Origin of the sequence: Blautia coccoides, assembly GCF_034355335.1 — a bacterium.
In the GTDB taxonomy this organism is placed as follows: domain Bacteria; phylum Bacillota; class Clostridia; order Lachnospirales; family Lachnospiraceae; genus Blautia; species Blautia producta.
The window spans coordinates 1,146,697-1,166,578 of record NZ_CP136422.1; the positions used below are offsets into that span (position 1 = coordinate 1,146,697).

Annotated in this window: 14 protein-coding genes; 13 read left to right on the top strand and 1 reads right to left on the bottom strand. The window is 47.6% G+C overall.

What is annotated here, in order from left to right; genetic code table 11:
- Positions 1 to 46: 46 nt before the first annotated feature.
- On the top strand, positions 47 to 580 hold the full coding sequence (locus BLCOC_RS04910) for a PadR family transcriptional regulator (protein WP_115624598.1): 534 nt from the start codon (positions 47 to 49) through the stop codon (positions 578 to 580).
- Positions 581 to 990: 410 nt separating this feature from the next.
- On the opposite strand, the gene BLCOC_RS04915 is transcribed toward BLCOC_RS04910, so the two are convergent.
- Positions 991 to 1,737 (bottom strand): GNAT family N-acetyltransferase, encoded by a 747-nt coding sequence (locus BLCOC_RS04915; protein ID WP_029470394.1) that lies wholly within the window; start codon positions 1,735 to 1,737, stop codon positions 991 to 993.
- 248 nt (positions 1,738 to 1,985) lie between these two features.
- On the opposite strand from BLCOC_RS04915, the gene BLCOC_RS04920 reads away from it, so the two are divergent.
- The 12 genes from BLCOC_RS04920 (at position 1,986) to BLCOC_RS04975 (ending at position 19,523) form a co-directional block, all read left to right on the top strand.
- Positions 1,986 to 3,791: a cache domain-containing sensor histidine kinase gene (locus BLCOC_RS04920; protein ID WP_018597878.1), complete on the top strand. Its 1,806-nt coding sequence runs from the start codon at positions 1,986 to 1,988 to the stop codon at positions 3,789 to 3,791.
- 12 nt (positions 3,792 to 3,803) lie between these two features.
- Entirely contained in the window at positions 3,804 to 5,321 is a 1,518-nt protein-coding gene (locus BLCOC_RS04925) for a response regulator transcription factor (RefSeq protein WP_115624599.1), read from the top strand.
- On the top strand, positions 5,318 to 6,574 hold the full coding sequence (locus tag BLCOC_RS04930) for an ABC transporter substrate-binding protein (protein WP_029470392.1): 1,257 nt from the start codon (positions 5,318 to 5,320) through the stop codon (positions 6,572 to 6,574). Before BLCOC_RS04925 ends, BLCOC_RS04930 begins: the two co-directional genes overlap by 4 nt.
- A gap of 102 nt (positions 6,575 to 6,676) precedes the next feature.
- Positions 6,677 to 8,074, top strand: a complete 1,398-nt coding sequence (locus BLCOC_RS04935; protein WP_029470391.1) for an extracellular solute-binding protein — start codon at positions 6,677 to 6,679, stop codon at positions 8,072 to 8,074.
- Between the two features lie 104 nt (positions 8,075 to 8,178).
- A complete protein-coding gene (locus BLCOC_RS04940) occupies positions 8,179 to 9,063 on the top strand; it encodes a carbohydrate ABC transporter permease (protein ID WP_018597882.1) in 885 nt (294 codons plus the stop codon).
- A 13-nt stretch (positions 9,064 to 9,076) separates the two neighbouring features.
- A complete protein-coding gene (locus BLCOC_RS04945) occupies positions 9,077 to 9,898 on the top strand; it encodes a carbohydrate ABC transporter permease (RefSeq protein ID WP_029470390.1) in 822 nt (273 codons plus the stop codon).
- A 24-nt stretch (positions 9,899 to 9,922) separates the two neighbouring features.
- Positions 9,923 to 13,066: an alpha-mannosidase gene (locus BLCOC_RS04950; RefSeq protein ID WP_115624600.1), complete on the top strand. Its 3,144-nt coding sequence runs from the start codon at positions 9,923 to 9,925 to the stop codon at positions 13,064 to 13,066.
- A gap of 232 nt (positions 13,067 to 13,298) precedes the next feature.
- Positions 13,299 to 14,669 carry an aminopeptidase gene (locus BLCOC_RS04955; RefSeq protein ID WP_115624601.1) on the top strand — a complete coding sequence of 457 codons (1,371 nt, stop codon included), beginning with the start codon at positions 13,299 to 13,301 and terminating at the stop codon, positions 14,667 to 14,669.
- Positions 14,670 to 14,804: 135 nt separating this feature from the next.
- The gene (locus BLCOC_RS04960) at positions 14,805 to 15,974 is read left to right on the top strand and encodes a primosomal protein (RefSeq protein WP_018597886.1); all 1,170 of its coding nucleotides are present in this window, start codon (positions 14,805 to 14,807) and stop codon (positions 15,972 to 15,974) included.
- A 976-nt stretch (positions 15,975 to 16,950) separates the two neighbouring features.
- Entirely contained in the window at positions 16,951 to 17,328 is a 378-nt protein-coding gene (locus BLCOC_RS04965; protein ID WP_115624603.1) for a hypothetical protein, read from the top strand.
- Between the two features lie 62 nt (positions 17,329 to 17,390).
- Positions 17,391 to 18,335, top strand: a complete 945-nt coding sequence (locus BLCOC_RS04970; RefSeq protein ID WP_018597889.1) for an L-lactate dehydrogenase — start codon at positions 17,391 to 17,393, stop codon at positions 18,333 to 18,335.
- A 15-nt stretch (positions 18,336 to 18,350) separates the two neighbouring features.
- Complete coding sequence (locus BLCOC_RS04975) at positions 18,351 to 19,523, top strand: NAD(P)-dependent malic enzyme (RefSeq protein ID WP_115624604.1); 1,173 nt, start codon at positions 18,351 to 18,353, stop codon at positions 19,521 to 19,523.
- Positions 19,524 to 19,882 lie beyond the last annotated feature (359 nt).

The window sequence follows — 19,882 nt, forward strand, 5'->3', positions numbered from 1 at the left end:
ATAATTTATAGTAACTGTCAAGAAAAATAAAAAGGAAGGTGACAACATGGCAACCATAGATTTAATTGTACTGGGAATTGTAAAAAAAGAACCATTGAGCGCATACGACATCCAAAAGCTGGTAGAGTACAGGAACATATCCCGATGGGTAAAGATCAGCACGCCCTCCATATACAAAAAGGTGATCCAGCTTGAGAAAAAGGGCTTCATCAAAAGCACCATGATAAAAGAGGGGAATATGGCAGAAAAAGCCGTCTATTCCCTTACAGAAAAAGGCGAGCAGGAGTTCCAAACCCTGATGTTTGGAATATCCACCCAGCCCATCAACATCTTTCTGGATTTTAATGCCGTAATGGTAAACCTGGACAGCCTCCCGCCCCAGGCTCAAAAGACCTGCCTTGAAAACATCGAGAGCAGCATAAAAACCCTGAAAGCCAACCTGGAACAAAACATAACAACCAAAACCCCCAACCCCCAAATCCCCGAAACCGCCAAAGCCGTCCTAACCCAACAATATCTCCTCGCCCAATCCATAGAAACCTGGCTCACCTCAGTAAAAACCAATCTGATCACAGATTAAAACATCCGCAATACCAGAGCCAACCTACAAATAAAGACAAGCCGCCGCCGACAAAAATTCAATACGCAGAATAATGTAATCCAATACTACCCCCATTTATTTATAGATCAACTTTTGTTCGTCATAGTATTTGAAATTCACGATATCCACTGTAGCGTTAGAATACCTAATAATATGATGTGAAATGATCAAAAGAAAAAACAAGATTAAAAAGACATAAATCAAGAGATAACAAAACAAAAAACCAAACAAAAAATCCAGCCCTCCAAAAAGACACCAGTCATCCAGAAAGGCCAATAGCCAAAACCAGGAGACGAGCAGCGGAACGCTTCGTCTGTCCTATCCCCCTGTCCGCCCCGCTTCCCCCTGCTCGTCTCCGTCCGTCTCCGTCCACTTGTCTATCTTTTCAATCAAAATTCCTGCCGAAACCAATAAGTATAAAACCCCTCAAACCCCAACCCCTCATAAAGCCTCCGTGCCCCCACATTCCCTTCAACCACCTGAAGATACCCCTCCGTAGCCCCTTCATCAATAGCCGAATTCAAAATAGACCTGCAGATAGATTCCCCCAAATGCTGCCTCCGATACTCTTCAGCCACATGTATGGCGTAAATCCCCACATAATCCCTGTCCAATATCCCCAGTCCTGTCCCTATAATACGCCCCCCATCATAAATAGACGCAAATATAGTATCCTTAGGAATAGCCCTGTACATAGACGGCACTATCTTCCTATGGATCTCATTCACAGTCCCTTTCAGGGAAAAAAGCCCGTTCAGCCAGTCCGGAGATATTTCCCTGCTGAGAAACACCGGTCTGGGCGGCTTCTGTATCTTATACTTTTCCAGATCCAGAGTCATAACCTCTGTGGTATGGGCGGTATGATATCCGCGTTCCATGAGCTTCTGGTCAAAAGAACTGTCCATCAGCGGATTGATTTTAAAAATAGTGGGAGTCCCCCATTTGGCATAGACCTCCTCACAGTACGCGATCTTATCCCGGAGCGGGATAGAAGACGGCCCAATCTGTTCCACGCAGTTTGTCCTGTGGGTATAAAAATAAGAAAACCTGAGGATCCATCCATCATAAATCTGCATCTGATGTGAGGGCCATGCATTCAGGGAAAGGTCCTCAATAATTTTAATCTTACTGTTCATCTGCGTCTCCGCCTTATCTTAAAAGTTATCACAACTGTTCAGTAACCTTACAGTTACAAGTTATTTTTTATTATATATAGAATACACCCCAAAAGTCAAATATCTCTACCTTGGCACAGAAGAAAACATACTGTAAAATGGAGAAGTATCTTATCATGGGAAAATATGTATTTTTATAGAGAGAATATAAATCCCCAATGTACATACACAAAACATACTGCAATGGAAAGGAGGAGAACTGAACTATTTTGAAGAAAAGACTAAAAAAACTGGGAATCGGCAGGCGGATGCTTGTGCTTTTATTAGGAGTTTCCCTTGTGCCCATCATATTTGTTCTGCTGATCTCTTACAGACAGAGCGCCTCTACCATAACCAGGCAGACCGGAGAATTGATCGAAGCCAATCTGGAACAGTCATCCGGAAACGTGCAGAACTTTTTAGATACCTTTGAGAGTCTGATACAAGATATTTATACGGACCAGACCTATGTGGATAATCTAAAACCCATCAATATCTGGGACAGCAGCAGATTTTACCTGGCAAAGCATAAGATTGAGGAAAACCTGCAGAATATCGTATACATAAACAAAGATATACTGGGAATCGCGGTCACGGGCATTTACGGTGATGTATGCTTTTATGACAGCATGACCTTATCAGGCGCAGAGAGCTTCTGCTTTGACCTGGACAATATCAGAAACAATGAGATGGTAAAGCAGGCCTATGCGGAAAAGCAGACCGTCTATTCCAGGACGTATCATAAGCTGGACACCAGATATGGAGAGAAGGACTATTTCTATGTGGCCCATCAGCTCACGGACTTTAATGATTACAAGGAAGGGCCTGTGGGATGCATTCTGCTGTGTGTGGATGAGAAAGCACTGTGTGATGTATACAAGCAGGGCAGCACAAAATCCAATATCACGTTTGTGGTGAACCGGTACGGTGATATTATCTCTTATCCGGAGGGAAATTACGGGGAAAGAAGTATATTTGCCGGGGAGGAGAAAAAGGAGAGGAGCAAAAAGGAAATAGAGCAGGCAGCTCAGAAATTTGTGGAGGACAACCGGTATCCCCAGGGGGCAAGCCTGTCTGTGCGCAGCAAAGGGGTCCAGAACCAGAACTTTTATGTGGTGAATGTGCGGGATCTGAACTATGTGTTGAAAGATCTGCACAATCTGACCTTTCTCATAGTGTTGGTGGGGCTTCTGGCAGGTGTGATCTGCGTGCTGATCGCCGTCTCCTTTTCAAAAGAAATGGATCGCTCTGTGAAACCCATTCTGAATGCCATGGATAAGGCAAACGAGGGGGATATGGATGTGCGCGTACCGGAGGAGGGTATGGACGAGTTTGCCAGGATCGGCAGACATTTTAACAGTATGCTCAGACAGATCCGGACTTCCAATGAGCAGGAAAAGGAAGCCCTTGTGCGGGAAAAATATGCGGAGATCAGATCTCTGGAAGCACAGATAAACCCACACTTTTTGTATAATACCCTGGACGCTATCAACTGGGTGGCAATAGACAGGAAAGAGTACAGCATCAGCAAAATGCTCACTAGTCTGGCTTTGATCCTCAGGTACAGCATTCACAAGAGTAATGAGATCGTGGAGATCAGAGATGAACTGGAATATCTGAAGCGGTATGTATACCTGCAGCAGCAGAGATTTGAATACTCTTTCATCTGCACGGTGGAGGCCGATGAAAATCTGATGAAGTGCAGAATACATAAACTGCTGATACAGCCTCTTCTGGAAAACACGTTAGTCCACGGATTTCCCGGAAATACAGGCATGGATGAGATCAATATCCGCCTGACAAAAGCAGGAGACCAAAAAATATCCATAGTGGTAAAAGACAACGGAAAAGGAATGGAGGAGGGGCAGGCAGAGTATTTTAATCATTTTGACTATAAGAAAGAGCGTGTGGAATCCAGCATCGGTGTGCGCAATGTGATAACCAGGATCAAGCTTTATTATGGGGAGCAGGGAAGCTTCCATGTGGAATCAAACCAGGAGGGGACTGTTATAACCATTCTGATTCCCTATGAGTAGGAGGAAGACAATATGAAAATAATCGTAGTAGAGGATGAACCGAAGTCAAGAGAAGGGATTTTAAATATACTCGCCCGAGATACGGAGTATGAGGTGGCGGCAGTCTGCGGAAACGGAAAAGAGGGGTTGGAGGCAGTAAAGGAGCACAGGCCGGATCTGGTCATCTCAGACATTAAGATGCCTGTCATGGGGGGCCTGGAGATGCTAGAAGGAATCCTGAAAGAGGGGATCGAAGTACAGGCTGTTCTTCTCACAGGATATTCTGAGTTTGAATACGCGCGAAGGGCGCTGAAACTTCAGGTGGTGGAGTATGTGTTGAAACCCCTGGAGGTAGAGGGTTTTCTGGAGGTACTGCGAAAGGTGGAGGGGAATATTGAGAAAAACCGGGTGGAAAAGGTGTCTGCGGAGCAGCTTCTTTGGACCTATTTTACCGGTACAGACGCGGAGAGACAGCAGACAGAGCCGATCTTAAGGGAGACCTTGCAGGCAGACGACAGGACACAGATCACCCTCTTTTGTATCTATCCCTGCAGTCTGGCCAATGAGACGGGAAGTGAACTCCAGAAGCACACAACGGAGCTGCTGGATTCCCTGTGCATGGAAAACTATTATGTTATGTCTCTGCCAAGGCAGCAGGGGTTTCTGGTGATGCTGACCGACACGGAGAGAAATAAAAACCTTTTTAAGATCTTCAAGACCAGGATCTACCATTCCCTCTGCCAGATCACAGAGTGCCACTGCAGCTATGGGACCATTTACGGGCTGAAAGAGCTGAATGAGAAGCTTGCGGAGCTGAAGGATATGATGCAGTACGCATTTTCTCTGCCGGATGAGACCATACTCAGCAGGGAACTTGTGGAATCCATTGAGTACAGGGATTTAGAATATCCCGATTATCTGGAGCAGAGCATTTACAGGGAAATACGCAGCGGGCGCTATGACAAGGTACGCGCCACCGGAGAACAGTTTGCAAAGTCAGTGATAGACAGTGAGGGAAAGCCGGCCTGTATCCGGGAGTATGTACTCAGGTTTTCCGCGGGGATCCTCCGGGTGGCGGGCGAGACCAGAGGCTGTCTGGACGCGGGGGAGAACACCTCCTATATTATGGAGAGCATTGCCAGGAGCACTTCAAAAAGAGAGGTGAGATATCAGTTTGAGAAGATCATGAACGCAGTTGCCAGCAGCAGGGAAACACTGGATATTACAGAAAATGGGATGATACTCAATGTGATCGATTTTATCCGCAGCAATTACCAGAGGGATATCACTCTGTCTGAAGCCGCAGAGGGGTGCTGTGTCACACCGGAATATTTGAGCCGTATCTTCTGTAGGGAAACCGGGGTGAATTTCACCTCCTTTCTGCAGAATTTCAGAGTCAGCACAGCCAAGCGCCTGCTCCTGTCCGGCAATTATAAGGTGTATGAGGTGGCTGAGATGGTGGGCTTCCATGACCAGAAATATTTTGTAAAAGTCTTTAAGAAACTAAGCGGTGTCACACCCTCAGAATACAAAAGGGAGAATGGGAAATGAGAAAGAGATGGTATCTTGCTGCCTTCTTTCTATGTGCACTTGCCGCGGCCGTTCTGTTCCATTGGCAAAAGGGCGGGGAGAAAGAGGTGCAGGAGACAGAAGAACAGCAGAAGAAGCAGATATATGTACTCAGCGCCTATGAGACAAAACTTCATCAGCAGATTTTAAATGAGGTGGCAGAGAATTATTCCAGCCGCTCCGGCTGTGCAAAAGTGATCATGGAGTTTATCCCCAAGGAGAATTTTAAAAAAGAAATCTGTCTCCGCATGGATAACGGAAAAACAGCAGATCTGATCATTTGTGACAATGGTATGATGCCTGCCCTGATCGATATGGGTGTATTTGCGGATATTTCTGAGTATGTGGAGGAATCCTGCCAGGACAGCATGAATTTTCAGAAGCTGTGGAACACCACCATGGATGACGGGAAATATTACGGCATTCCCTTTACCTGTGATCCCTATGTGCTCTTTTATAACCGTGATGTATTTCAGAAAAATGGATTGTCTGTCCCGGAGAACTGGGACGGGCTTCTGGATACCTGTGGTGCTTTGCAGGACAGTGTTGGTGATAAGTTTGGATTTGCGGCCAAGCGTCCGGAGGAGATTTATGCCTTTTACAGATCACTGCTTTATGCCTGCGGCGGAAGCCTTAATACCATGGATCAGGAAGGCGGGATCAAGGCAGTCAGTATTCTGGAAGAACTGAAGCGCAGCCGGTACATAGGAAAGCAGACCATCAATCTCACAGAGGCGGACGTGGCCCGCTCTTTTGCAGAGGGAAAGGTGTTGATGATGGCAAACAGGCTCAGCGCATCCACCATTCTGCGCAGCTCCAGAATGGAATTCTCAGCCGGCATTGTGCCTCTTCCCAGTGATGTGAGGGAATCCCTGATGCTTTCAGGAGAAAATATCGGAGTGACAGGATACGCGGACCGGGAGGCTTACCGCTTCCTCACATATCTCTATGAAAATGATATTCAGGAGCGGATCTGCAATGCCATGGACACCCTGCCTGTAAAAGCAGCGGTGCCGTACCAGTCCAAGCGTATCGGGCCGGATGAAGGGACGGAGTTTCTCAACCGTTATATTAACGGCGGATGGTATGCGGAGACCAACAATTCCTGGTTTGAAATCGCCCAGCAGGTATCTGAGAGCCTCTATAACCTGATGGAGGTCAGGGGAACCTCACCGGAAGACACAGCCCGGGAGCTTCAGAATGCTGTGAAGCTTATCATTATAAAAAAACGTTAGAGGGTGGTCATAAATACCCCCCTTTCTTAAATATGTGGAATATCCCCCAACGGGAAAAAATGGTATTCTTATCTCATCAAAAAACAAAAGGAGAGAACGAGTATGAAGATGAAAAAAGTGACAAGTCTGTTTTTGGCGGCTGCCATGGTAGCAGGACTGACAGCCTGCGGCGGCGGAAGCGGCAAAGAGGCCTCATCCGGCAGCGGTGAGAAAAAGGAAGCGGACAGCGGGAAGAAGACCATTACCTTCTGTTTCAGGGATGACGGTCAGGGTGAGGACGGCGCACTCTGGAAATGGATCCAGGACGGATACGATACCTGGGATAAAAAAGATACAGTCGATCTGAATATTGCTCCTATTGTGGCTCAGGAAGGAGATTATTTTACAAAAGTAGCTCTCCAGCTTGCGGATAAGAAGACATGCCCGGACCTGGTTTGTGAGGATACATTCCAGCTTCCCAATGATGTGAGCGCAGGCTATCTGACAAAATTAGATGATTACGTGAAGGATTATGAGGACTGGAATACAGCCTACTATGATTCCATGAAAAAAGGTGTGACAGGTTCAGACGGATCTGTATATGGCGTTCCTTACTGTACAGATACCAGGGGATTATGGTATAACAGGGACATTCTGGCACAGGCTGGTGTCATCAGCAAAGGACAGGACTGGGAGCCCAAGAACTGGAACGATATTCTGGACGCGTGCAAAGCCGTTAAGGAAAAATGTCCGGATGTAGTACCGTTCTGGTGCAACTCCGGTGTGGCTACCGGTGAGGCGACTTCCATGCAGACATATGAGATGCTGCTCTACGGAACAGGAGAGAGACTGCTTTCTGATGACGACAAATGGATCGTTAAGAGCCAGGGCATTCTGGATTCCCTGAACTTCCTGCAGGATATCTACACAAACGGATACGGACCGGATCTTTCTCTCGTGTTAAACGGTCAGGCTTCCAATACATCTGCCAGAGAATATCTGCCGGAGGGCAAGCTGGCAATCTCCCTTGACGGAAGCTGGATCACAGGCAACTGGACAGACACAGGCGCAGCACCGTGGCCGGAGGCTAAGGACGTGCTGGGATTCGCATCTATGCCTACCTCTGAGGGACAGGATCCCGGAACCATAACACTGGCAGGCGGCTGGGCATTGTCCATACCGGAAAATTCAGATGCCAAAGACGAGACCTTTGAGTTCATCAAACACCTCATGGATCCGGCAGTTTACACAGATGCTGTGATCGCACAGGGTAATATTGCCACCAGACAGGACGTAGCAAGCGATGAGAAATACTCCGCACAGCCGTTCAAACAGATTGCAACAGAATTCCTGGAGAGTGCAGATTTCAGACCGCAGAATGACAAGTATTCCACTGTCACCACCAGTATTCAGACCATGGTGGAATCTGTAGTATCCGGTACATCTCCGGAAGATGCCATGACACAGTATGCTACAGATGTGGCACGTGCTGTAGGCGATGACAATGTAGTTGAGAAATAAAAGGCTGCCCGGAAGATAGTTCCGGCATGATCAGCAACTGGGCGGTTTCGGCACCGTAAAGTGCCGCCGCCCATATTTTTTCACGATTGAAGGGAGGGCGTTTTATGACAAGACCAAGCCGTGCGGCTGTCATAAAAGACGAGGCAAAAAAATCTATCCTGCTGCTTCCGGCAGTATTGCTGCTTTTATGTTTTTTTATCATACCTATTGTACTGACCGTATACTATTCCTTTACCAACCTGGCACTGAGCGGGGCAAACGCAAAAAATGTGGAATTTATCGGCTTTGAGAACTATAAGAGGATGCTCACAGACCCCAGTACCCTGACCAGCATCAAGAACACACTGCTCTTTTTGGTGGGCAGCCTTCTGGGACAGAGTATCCTGGGATTTTTGATCGCGTATTTCATGAAAGGGAAACCCAAGGGCCTGAGAAGTGTTGTAGGTCCCTGTATCCTGGCGGGTTGGGTTATGCCGGAGATCGTAGTTGCCCTGTGCTGTATGGCATTTTTTAAGGACAACGGAACCATGAACATGATTTTAGGCGTAGTTCATATCCCGGCGGTATCCTGGCTGTTCAAGCACCCTATGATGACTGTGGTGATCGCCAATGTATGGCACGGCACTGCATTTTCCATGCTGAACTTCCAGTCAGCTCTTGACAATGTGTCAGGGGATATTGAGGAGGCGGCCAGGGTGGACGGAGCCAACCGTTTCCAGACACTCGTCCGCATTATTGTACCCTGCATCAAGGACACCATCGCCACCAATACCATGCTGAACACCTTATCCACTTTAGGTGTTTTCGGCCTGATCTATGCTATGACAGGCGGAGGACCGGGTTCATCCACCACAACGCTGCCTATATTTATGTATAATCAGGGACTGAAAGGTCTGCAGCTTGGATATGGTACAGCCATCGGTATGCTGATACTGCTTGTGGGTGCTGTATGCAGCGTGATCTATACCAGAATTTTGAAGGACCAGTAAGGGAGGGATTAGAATGAGTGAAAAAATGATAAAAACCCTGCATTGTGCATTCCTGGTGATCGTGGGGATCGTGTTTATCCTTCCGCTTCTGTGGGTAGTGATCGCGTCTCTGGATACCAATGCAGGTGAGGCTTTGAAATGGCCCGCACAGTGGACCTTCAGCAATTACAGTGATGTACTGACAAACTCTGACAATCTGAGAGGATTCGGTGTGGGACTTGTCATTTCCTTTGCCCAGTCCCTGATCGTGGTACTGATTTCAGGGCTTGCAGCTTATCCGCTGTCCAGATATCATTTGAGCTACAAAAAAGGATTCATGTATGTTATTCTGTTTATGACAGCACTTCCTATGATCGCTGTCACCGTACCTGTATATAAAATTTTTCTCAGCGTTGGGCTGTTAGACAGTATTCCGGGACTGGTGCTCTTCTTATCTGCATCCTCTCTCCCTTACGGAATCTGGCTTATGAAAAACTTTATGGACGGGGTGCCGGTGGAACTGGAGGAGGCTGCCTGGGTGGATGGTGCTACAACCATGAAGTCTATCCGCAAAATTGTGGCGCCATTGATGTTTCCAGGAATCTGTGTGGTATTTATCTATACATTTTCCGGAAGCTGGGGGAACTTCTTTATTCCCTACATATTGTTAAGTTCACCGGAGAAGATGCCGGCATCTGTTATGCTGTACCAGTTTTTCGGACAGCACGGAACCATCCAGTATGGTCCCCTTGCCGCATACTCCGCAATTTATGCACTGCCCTCTATCCTTCTGTACATTCTCTCACAGAACTATATGTCAAAAGGATTTACCATGGCGGGTGCAGCAAAAGGATAACACGAAAACGGGAGGAATTTTTACATGGTGTTGATGAGAGAACGGATCGGCAAGCTGCTGGAATACCTGCAGGAGCAGATTTACCCCAGGTCCTGTGAGATTCAGGATTACAGGATGAAGAAGACAGAGGAAACGTTTTCGGACGTTGGGAACCTGGATACCTCTGACTGGGAGGTACTTACAAGGGAACAGCTCTGGGGCGGGCACAGGGAATATTACTGGTTTGAGACAAAGGTGGTCATTCCCGCAGAATTTGACGGGGAATGTGTGGTTTATGAGCTGATGACAGGAAGAGAAGGGGAGTGGGATGCCACCAACCCGCAGTTTTCCATTTTCGTAGACGGAAAAAGGATCCAGGGGCTGGATGTGAACCACAGAGAGATCATCCTTACGGAAAAGGCCTGCAAAGGGCAGGAGTACCGCATTATCCTGTCAGCTTTTACAGGTGACCAGAACTTTTCCCTCAGACTCTGTTCAGCCATCAAGGTGCTGGATAGAAAGACAGAGAAGTATTTTTATGACTTATCTGTTCCCTATGAGGTGGCAAAACTTCTGCCGGAGGACGATAAGGCATATCTGACCATCCTGAACTGCCTGAATGAATCCCTGAACCTGCTGGATTTCAGGAAGGAAGGCTCCAAGGAGTATTATCAAAGTTTGGAGGCGGCGCAGGAGTATATCACCAGGGAATTTTATGACAAACACTGTGGGGACAGTGATGCCTATATCTACTGTGTGGGACATACCCATATAGACTGTGCATGGCTGTGGACCCTTAAGGTTACGGAGGATAAGGCTGTGAGAAGCTTTTCCACTGTACTGGAGCTTATGCGCAGATATCCGGAATATATCTTCATGTCCAGTCAGCCGCAGCTCTACAAATATGTAAAGAAAAATGCACCTGAGGTTTATGAAGAGATCAAAGAACGCGTAAAGGAAGGACGCTGGGAAGTAGAGGGCGGCATGTTTGTGGAGGCTGACTGCAATATCGCCTCCGGTGAGGCTTTGGTGCGCCAGTTTGTCCACGGCAAACGCTTTTTCAGGGATGAGTTCGGAAAAGACAATGAGATCTTGTGGCTGCCCGATGTATTCGGCTACTCAGCAGCGCTGCCGCAGATCATGGAAAAATGCGGCATCCGCTATTTCATGACCACAAAGATAAGCTGGAACGAATTTAATAAGATGCCCTGCGATACCTTTGAGTGGGAGGGCATTGACGGCACCAGGATACTGACCCATTTTGTACCCACCAGGGATTACAACAAGGGAGCAGTGGAAGGCGGCTATGAGACAGAGCATTTTACCACCTACAACGGATATATCAATCCTTCCCAGATGAAAGGCGCATGGAAGCGCTACAGCCAGAAGTATCTCAACGATGAAGTGCTGTGCAGCTTCGGATACGGAGACGGGGGCGGCGGTCCTACAAAGGATATGCTGGAAAACCAGAGGCGTCTGGCAAAAGGCATTCCTGGCTGTCCCAAAACCGTTATGAGCACTTCCCAGCAGTTTTTCCATGTGCTGGATGAAAAGGTGCGGGGAAAGAAATATCTGCCCTCCTGGGTGGGGGAACTCTATCTGGAGTACCACAGAGGCACATATACCTCTATGGCAAGGAATAAAAAATATAACCGTAGGTCAGAATTTGCTTATCAGAACATGGAGCTGTACGGCATTTTGGGAGAAAGGCTTCTCCATGAAGCCTATCCCGATCATGAGATCCATGAGGGGTGGGAAGTGATCCTGAGAAACCAGTTCCACGATATTCTGCCGGGGTCTTCGATCAAAGAGGTTTACGATGATTCCAAGGAAGAGTATGAGGCCATACTCCGTGCCGGCAGGGAGTATACAGACGGAAAACTGGCGGGTCTGGCAAAATGCATCAACGCGCCGGCACATTCCCTTGTGGTTTACAACCCCAACAGTATGAGCGCTGAGGATGTGGTGTCTTTTTGGTGTCCGGATGAGATCCGTTATCCCGCAGTGAAGGCAGGGGAGGAAATTCTTCCCGTACAGAAAAAAGCTGACGGCACCTGGATGTTTACGGCAAAAGACGTTCCGTCAAAGGGTTACAGAACCTTCCTGCTCGAAGAGGGTGAGGAGGAATGCGAAGACCATATTCAGGTATCTGAAAGTCACATGGAAAATGCATTTTTCTCAATTGATCTGAACGAAAAAGGACAGTTTATCAGCATCTACGACAAGAGAGCTGCCCGTGAGCTTCTTCCGGAAGGGAAGGCCGCTAATGTGCTCATGAGTTATGAGGACAGACCGCATAATTATGATGCCTGGGATCTGAACAATTATTATACGGAAAAATCCTGGGAGATTGATGATGTGGAGGAGATCCGGGCAGAAGAGTGTGGTCCGGTGCGGGGCTGTCTGAAAATAACCAGGAATTATCTGGATTCAGTCATCAGCCAGTATATCTGCATTTACCGGGATACGGCCCGCATTGATATCAGGAATGAGATCGACTGGAAAGAGCATCAGATTTTTGTGAAGGCTCTGTTCCCGGTGGATATCCATACCAGCGAGGCGTCCTTTGAAATCCAGTACGGCAATGTAAAACGTCCGACTCATGCCAACACCTCCTGGGATTTTGCCAAGTTTGAGGTTTGTGTTCATAAGTGGATGGATGTATCTGAGGACGGATACGGAGTCAGTGTTCTCAATGACTGCAAGTACGGATGCAGCGTCCGGGATGGCGTGATCGGTATATCCATGCTGAAATCAGCAGTTTATCCCAATCCTGAGGCAGATAAGGAACACCATACTTTCACCTATTCGATCTTCCCGCATCAGGGCAGTTGGAAGGATGCAGGTACTGTGAACCAGGCATATCTGCTGAATAATCCTCTGGAAGCGGCAGTAAAGGAGAATGAGGGCGGCACACTGCCGGATGCCTACTCCTTTGTCACCTGCAGCCAGGATAATGTTGTAGTTGAGGTGGTGAAAAAAGCGGAGGATGAGGAGGCTGTCATTGTCAGACTCTACGAATGCTTTAACAGAAGGACGGACGTCTCCCTTGTATTTGCAGAGGATATAAAGTCAGTATGTGAATGTGACATGCTGGAAGCAGACATGGATGAATGGATGCCTGACGGAAGAAAGGTATCCTTCAGGATGAAGCCATTTGAGATCAAGACTTTGAAACTCAGGTTTTAACCTTGTCAGGGCAGTCATGAGCTGCAGAGGATGTTCCTATTATATATAGGAAGAAAAACAGTCAGGCCGGGATCCGGGCAGATGGCGCAGCAGCGTGCATCTTTCCGGGGTTCCGGTCTGTTATTGTTTACAGCCCTTTAAAAAGCGCAGTTCAATCTTGCATTTCCATTCCCTGTGTAGTAATCTTGAATAAGAGAAAGGCAGAAGCCCGACAGGAAAGGTGGTTAATCAATTGACTGAAAACGCTTGGAAGAAATACGAAGACAAAAGTGAAATTTTTGCTTTCTGCGAGGATTACAGGAAGTTTATATCCGGATGCAAGACAGAGCGTGAATGTGTTGCGGAGATGGTGAAGAGAGCTGAGAAGGCCGGATTCAAAAACTTGGATGCTGTTGTGAATGCGGGAACAGAACTCAAAGCCGGTGATAAGGTATATGTTGACAATATGGGAAAAGCGCTGGCACTTTTTCTAATAGGGGAAGAACCCATGGAGAAGGGGATGCGCATTTTGGGAGCACATGTGGATTCCCCCAGACTTGACCTGAAACAGAACCCGCTCTATGAGGAGGCGGAACAGGCGCTGCTTGACACACACTATTACGGAGGTGTGAAGAAATATCAGTGGGTGACACTGCCCATGGCCCTGCATGGCGTGGTGGTGAAAAAGAACGGCACAGTGCTCCCCATCGTGATCGGTGAGGACGCAGACGACCCGGTTGTGGGAATCTCAGACCTGCTGATCCATCTCTCAGGAAAACAGATGGAGAAGAACGCAAAAGAAGTCGTGGAGGGTGAGAACCTGAACGTGCTGGTGGGCAGTATTCCCCTGGAAGGAACAGAGACGGAGGCGGTAAAGGCACAGATCCTTTCTATATTAAAGGAGAAGTATCAGGTAGAGGAGGAAGACTTTATCTCCGCTGAACTGGAAGTGGTTCCAGCGGGAGCCGCAAGAGATTTCGGACTGGACCGCAGTATGCTTATGGCATACGGCCATGATGACAGGGGATGTGCATATCCCTCCTTCCAGGCCATAGCTGCTGTGGATAAGGTGAAGTATACATCCGTGTGCCTTCTGGTGGACAAAGAGGAGATTGGCAGTGTGGGTGCCACAGGTATGCAGTCACGCTTCTTCGAGAATACAGTGGCAGAGGTTATGAATGCCTGCGGACAGTACAGTGAACTGCTGGTGCGCAGGGCTTTGAAAAATTCCAAGATGCTCTCCTCAGATGTGAGTGCGGCTTTTGACCCTAATTATCCAGAGGTGATGGAGAAAAAGAATTCCGCCTATCTGGGCCATGGGATCACCTTCAACAAATACACTGGTTCCAGAGGAAAGAGCGGTTCCAATGATGCCAACCCTGAGTACATTGCACAGCTTCGCCGTGTCATGGATGAGAACAAAGTATCCTTCCAGACAGCAGAGCTGGGCAAGGTGGACGCGGGCGGCGGCGGAACCATTGCTTACATACTGGCTAACTATAATATGGAGGTCATTGACTGCGGCGTACCTGTGCTGAATATGCATTCACCCTGGGAAATTGCCAGCAAAGTGGACATCTATGAGGCCTATCAGGGATATCTTGCATTCCTCAGAAACTGCTGAGAACCATAGGGACAGAGCGTGCGGATTAAAATTTTTGCGATTTCCTATGTACATCTCAGCCGGAAAATGTTAATATAAAATATGCATGGACTTCAGCAAAAATAAGCACGAGATTACGAAATGAGGAATACACACATGTCTAAGTTTTTGAAATTTATTGTGAATCTGGTTGTGATCTGCGCAATACTTGTGGCAGCCGCCCTGCTTGTTCCTCCCTTTGCAGGGGTCAACACAGTCATGAACGACAACAGCAGTAAAGAGACAAATCTTCCGGTGGGTTCTGTTGCTTACGGAAGAGAGATAGATGCCGCAAGTCTTAAAAAAGGCGATAAGATTATTTATACCAATAACAATAAGGCATATGTCTATAAAGTTACTGATATGGATTCCTCCGCTGGTTCGTACAAGGTGAAAAGTGTGTACGACAAGAATGCGAAAGAGGAAACAGTCCAGTTGATCAATAATGCAGTGAAGGTCGTTGTGGTAGTTCCCTACATTGCATATGCGGCGATTGCCCTGCAGAGCAAAGAAGGTCTGATCGTAGTCGGACTTGGCGTGATCTTTCTGATCATCCTGTTTATCCTGGCTGAGTTATGGCGTAAGGATGAGGCAGACGATGACGAAGAAGAGGACGAAGAGGAAGAGGATGCTTCGGACGAGGATGACAGCGAAGAAGATGAGGACGAAGACGAGGAAGAAGAAAAGTTGAGCCGCAAAGAGCGTAAGCGCCTCAAGAAAGAGGAAAAGCGCCGCAGGAAACTTGCCAAAAAGGGTCTTTCGGATGAAGAAGAGGCAGAGGATGATGAGGCAGAAGCTCCCGTTTTGGAACCTGCCCCCGCGCCGGCAAAGCAGCCTGATGAATATGACAGCGCTATGAAAGATGCCATGGCATCTATTGCAGAGAGCATTGCAAAGGTACAGAATGGAGAGATAGAGGCGCCTGAGGAGGTACAGGAAACTGCAGTACCTCAGGTGACAGCAGAGATTATCCTCGGCCTGGAGGAAAATGCGGATTCCGAAGAACCTGCAGCGGAGATAATATCTGATGACACTGCTATCCAGGAGACAGCGGATGAAGAAGCTGTGCAGCCCCAGGAAGAAATGGCTGCCGAAGAAGAGGTACAGCAGGAAGAGGAGATTGAACCTGAACCTGAGGAGGTGCCCGTAGTGGACAAGGAAGCCGTACTCCCTGCCCCGTCTGTGACTGAACTGCTTTCTAAGGCAGAAGCAGCAGGGGAGTCACCGGAAGTGATCGAGGATAAGGATAATGAGGTGACACTTCTGGATTATTCTAAATTGTTGTAAGAAGTAAGAAAAGGATGACGGTTGGGCGTTGTCCTTTTTTTTGTGCGGGAGGGGCGAGATGGAAGGCGGACGGGATGGAGGGGGAGGCTGCGGTTCTCTTTTGGCAGCCAGCTTCGTTCCCCTTCAACTAAGCCCTAACTTCGACTAAGACGCTCAGTAAAGACTTCGCGCCTAAGTCTCCGTAAGGGCTGGATTTTCAGGCTCACTATCGCAATGTCTGCCAAAAGAGAACCGCAGCCTCCCCCTCCATCCCTGGTTTTCTCTCCGGGAGGTAAAAAACAATGGCTCACTTTTTTATATGCAGAAAAAAATAAGGTTATTCTATTTTGAGTGTGGAAAGGAATGAGGTTATGCAGTTTTAAATGTGGAAAGGAATGAGGTTATGTTATTTTGAATGTGGAAAAAAATGAGGTGATTCTATTTTGTACGTGGAAAGAAGAAAGGTCATTTTATTTTGTATGTAGAAAAGAATAAAGTCATCCCGTTTCATATGTAGAATAATAGTATTTCATCTTATAGCTATAGAAAAATAAGGTATCTCCATTTTATATATTTATATGTTGATAAAGATTTTCTTTCTTACTTGATGATTAATTACTCCAGCCATAGCAGATGGTCTTTTTTACATTCAAAATCTTGTGGGTTAGTGGAGAACAGGAAGAGGACGGAGGCGGGCCGGGGGAGGGGAAGGTCTGTGGACGATGTTTTAGTGGAGCGCCGCGGAGATCCACCTGCCCCAGTTACTTAATGAAGAGGCCATTGCCGATGAATTTAGTAACTGGGAGCAGGTTAGCTCCGTGGCAGCGGAACGCTTCGTCCACAGACCTTCCCCTCCCCCGGCCCGCCTCCGTCCTCTTCCGTCCGCCTTTCACAAAATCTTTTCCCCTCTCTGTCCGAATAAAGTGTTGAAAAAATCAAACGTCTGTATTATGATGAAACTGTATTTTTAAAAAATCACAGTGGAGAAAACACATAAGTGAAAAGTATAAAACAGAAAACAGGAACCATCCTGAAACTCCTCCTGATTCTGGCCGTAGTCCTTTCCGGGATTCTAGGGACATATACAGAGCCAAAACCACAATGGGATGTACTGGAGGAGAAGACTGAGGCTTCTGTTGGACATCAGGTTTTTCATTATAAAAATGACTGCATAACAAAAGAACGTTCCCAGGACAGCCTTCACAGGCAGGAAAAGAGAAAATCCCCTATATTATCCTGGGGGATTCCTGCGGCTGCCGCGTGTGCGGCTTTTTGGCTGTACTTTAAGAGGGAAAGTGTCTGCAGGGAAGCTGCGGATGATCGTGAGAGGAAATATGACCTCTGGAAGAGGCGGGGGCCTCCGCTGTCTGTCTGAAATTTTAGGAGATTATAAAGACACATACAGAAAATAACATTTCAGACAGGAGAACGAATAAAATGAAAGAATCCCATAGAGACAAAATTGTAGTGATAGGTGCAGGTAATGTAGGTGAAGCTATAGCTTATACGTTAATGGTACGTGTGCAGGCCAATGATATTGTGCTGGTAGATTTAAACGAGGACCGGGCTGAGGGGGCAGCCCTTGATATTGCCCACGGTACTAGTTTTTTTAAACAGGTTTGGGTCAGAAAGGGCGGATATGAGGAGTGCGCTGATGCGAAGATCATCATTATCACAGCGGGAATTGCCAGGAAACCGGGCCAGACACGACTGGACCTTGCAAAGACAAATGTTTCTATTGTAAAGAGCATTACACAGAATATCATGAAGTATGCAGAGAATCCACTGATCCTCGTGGTGTCCAACCCCGCGGATGTGACTACCGCGGCAGTGTATAAAGAGTCCGGGCTTCCCTCCGGACGTGTCATCGGCAGCGGAACATCCCTGGATACAGCCCGGTTCCGCCATATTTTAAGTGAGAAGCTGCATGTTAATGTAGAGGATATCAATGCCTATATTCTGGGTGAGCATGGCGACAGTCAGGTTCCTATTTTTAGTTCTGCCAACATTGGGGGATTTCCCCTTTATGATTATGCACAGCAGGTTGGCATCACACTGGATGAGGAGGAGATAGCCCGCAGAACAAAGGACGGCGGTGCGGAGGTGATCAAGCTGAAGGGTGCTACCTTCTACGGGATTGCCATGGCGGTTTCCAATATTGTGGAGACCATTATGAAAGATGATGATGCCATACTTCCGGTAGCTCATGTCTTAGATGAGAGCTTTGATAAGTGGTCAGGGGTTGCCGTATCTCTTCCGTGCAGGATCGGATGGGAGGGAATCGAGCAGACGCTGCGCATTCCCATGAATGAGAAAGAAAAGACGGATATGGATAAATCTGTAGGCATTCTGAGAGAATTTACAGAGCAGGTGATCGGATAGAAGGGGGGCAGAGATATGGATAAGAAAGAACAGGCACTGCGACAGCATGAGAAATGGCACGGAAAGATCGAAGTGGTGAGCAGGGCAAAACTGGAGACCCCGGAGGATTTATCTATTGCCTATACTCCCGGGGTGGCAGAGCCTTGCCTTAAGATTGCAGAGGACAGAGAACTTTCCTATATATATACGAGGCGTAGCAATATGGTGGCTGTGATTACAGACGGGACAGCAGTCCTTGGACTGGGAGATATCGGACCGGAGGCAGGGATGCCTGTTATGGAAGGAAAATGCGTTCTGTTCAAAGAGTTTGGGGATGTGGATGCGTTTCCCCTTTGCATACGGAGCAAGGATGTGGATGAGATCGTTAATACTGTGGCTCTGCTGGCGGGGAGCTTCGGAGGGATCAATCTGGAGGACATTTCCGCGCCACGGTGTTTTGAAATTGAGCGGAAGCTGAAAGAGCGCTGTGACATACCTGTTTTCCATGATGATCAGCATGGTACCGCTGTGGTCACGGCGGCAGCCATGCTCAATGCCCTGAAGCTGACAGGCAAAAAACTGGCGGATGTCCGTGTTGTCACATCCGGCGCAGGCGCAGCAGGCATTGCCATTATCAAACTGCTTGTGAGTCTGGGACTCAGGGACGTGGTAATGTGTGACAGAAACGGAGCCATCTATGAGGGCAGGGACGGACTGAACGCGGAGAAGGAAGAGATGGCGAAAATCTCTAACCGGCAGAAGCGGAAGGGAAGTCTTGCGGATATGCTGAAAGGTGCCGATGTTTTTATCGGCGTATCAGCACCGGGAACCGTGACAGAGGAGATGGTGAAAAGCATGGCAAAAGACCCCATTCTCTTTCCGATGGCCAATCCTGTACCGGAAATCATGCCCGACCTTGCGAAAAAAGCGGGGGCGGCTGTTGTGGGAACCGGAAGAAGTGATTTTCCCAATCAGATCAATAATGTTCTGGCATTCCCGGGCATATTCAGAGGAGCTCTGGATGTGCGGGCATCAGATATCAATGACAGGATGAAGATCGCGGCTGCATATGCTATTGCAGGGCTAATAGAGGAGAAGGATTTAACGCCTGATCATATTATACCGAATCCTTTTGACAGCAGAGTGGCCAAAGCAGTCGCCGCAGCAGTGGCAGAGGCCGCCAGAGCGTCAGGGGTGGCTGAGAAGTAATGCTGAAAAGTAACAGGTATCGGTAAAGACAGACAGCAGTATAGCGGCGCATTCTCCCCAAAAGAGGAAATGTGCCGCTGATTCTGTTATTTTTAGGAGAAAAAAACCGTGTACGGGAAAAAATGCAAACTTTTTTCAAAAAAAGAAAAAAATACCTTGCATTCTGGAAAAACATCCTGTATACTAACTAGTGCTGTGACATTGATAGCTGTGAAGCGTGAGGTTGCTGCCGAGATGGCAGGTTTTCCGTGGAGCGAATGTCAAGTTAGGAAACTGACGACAAGTCACTGTACAAAATCTTGAAGACTTACCACGGGAATGTGGGAGTGTGTGAAACGTTAGATGACACACACGGGAAT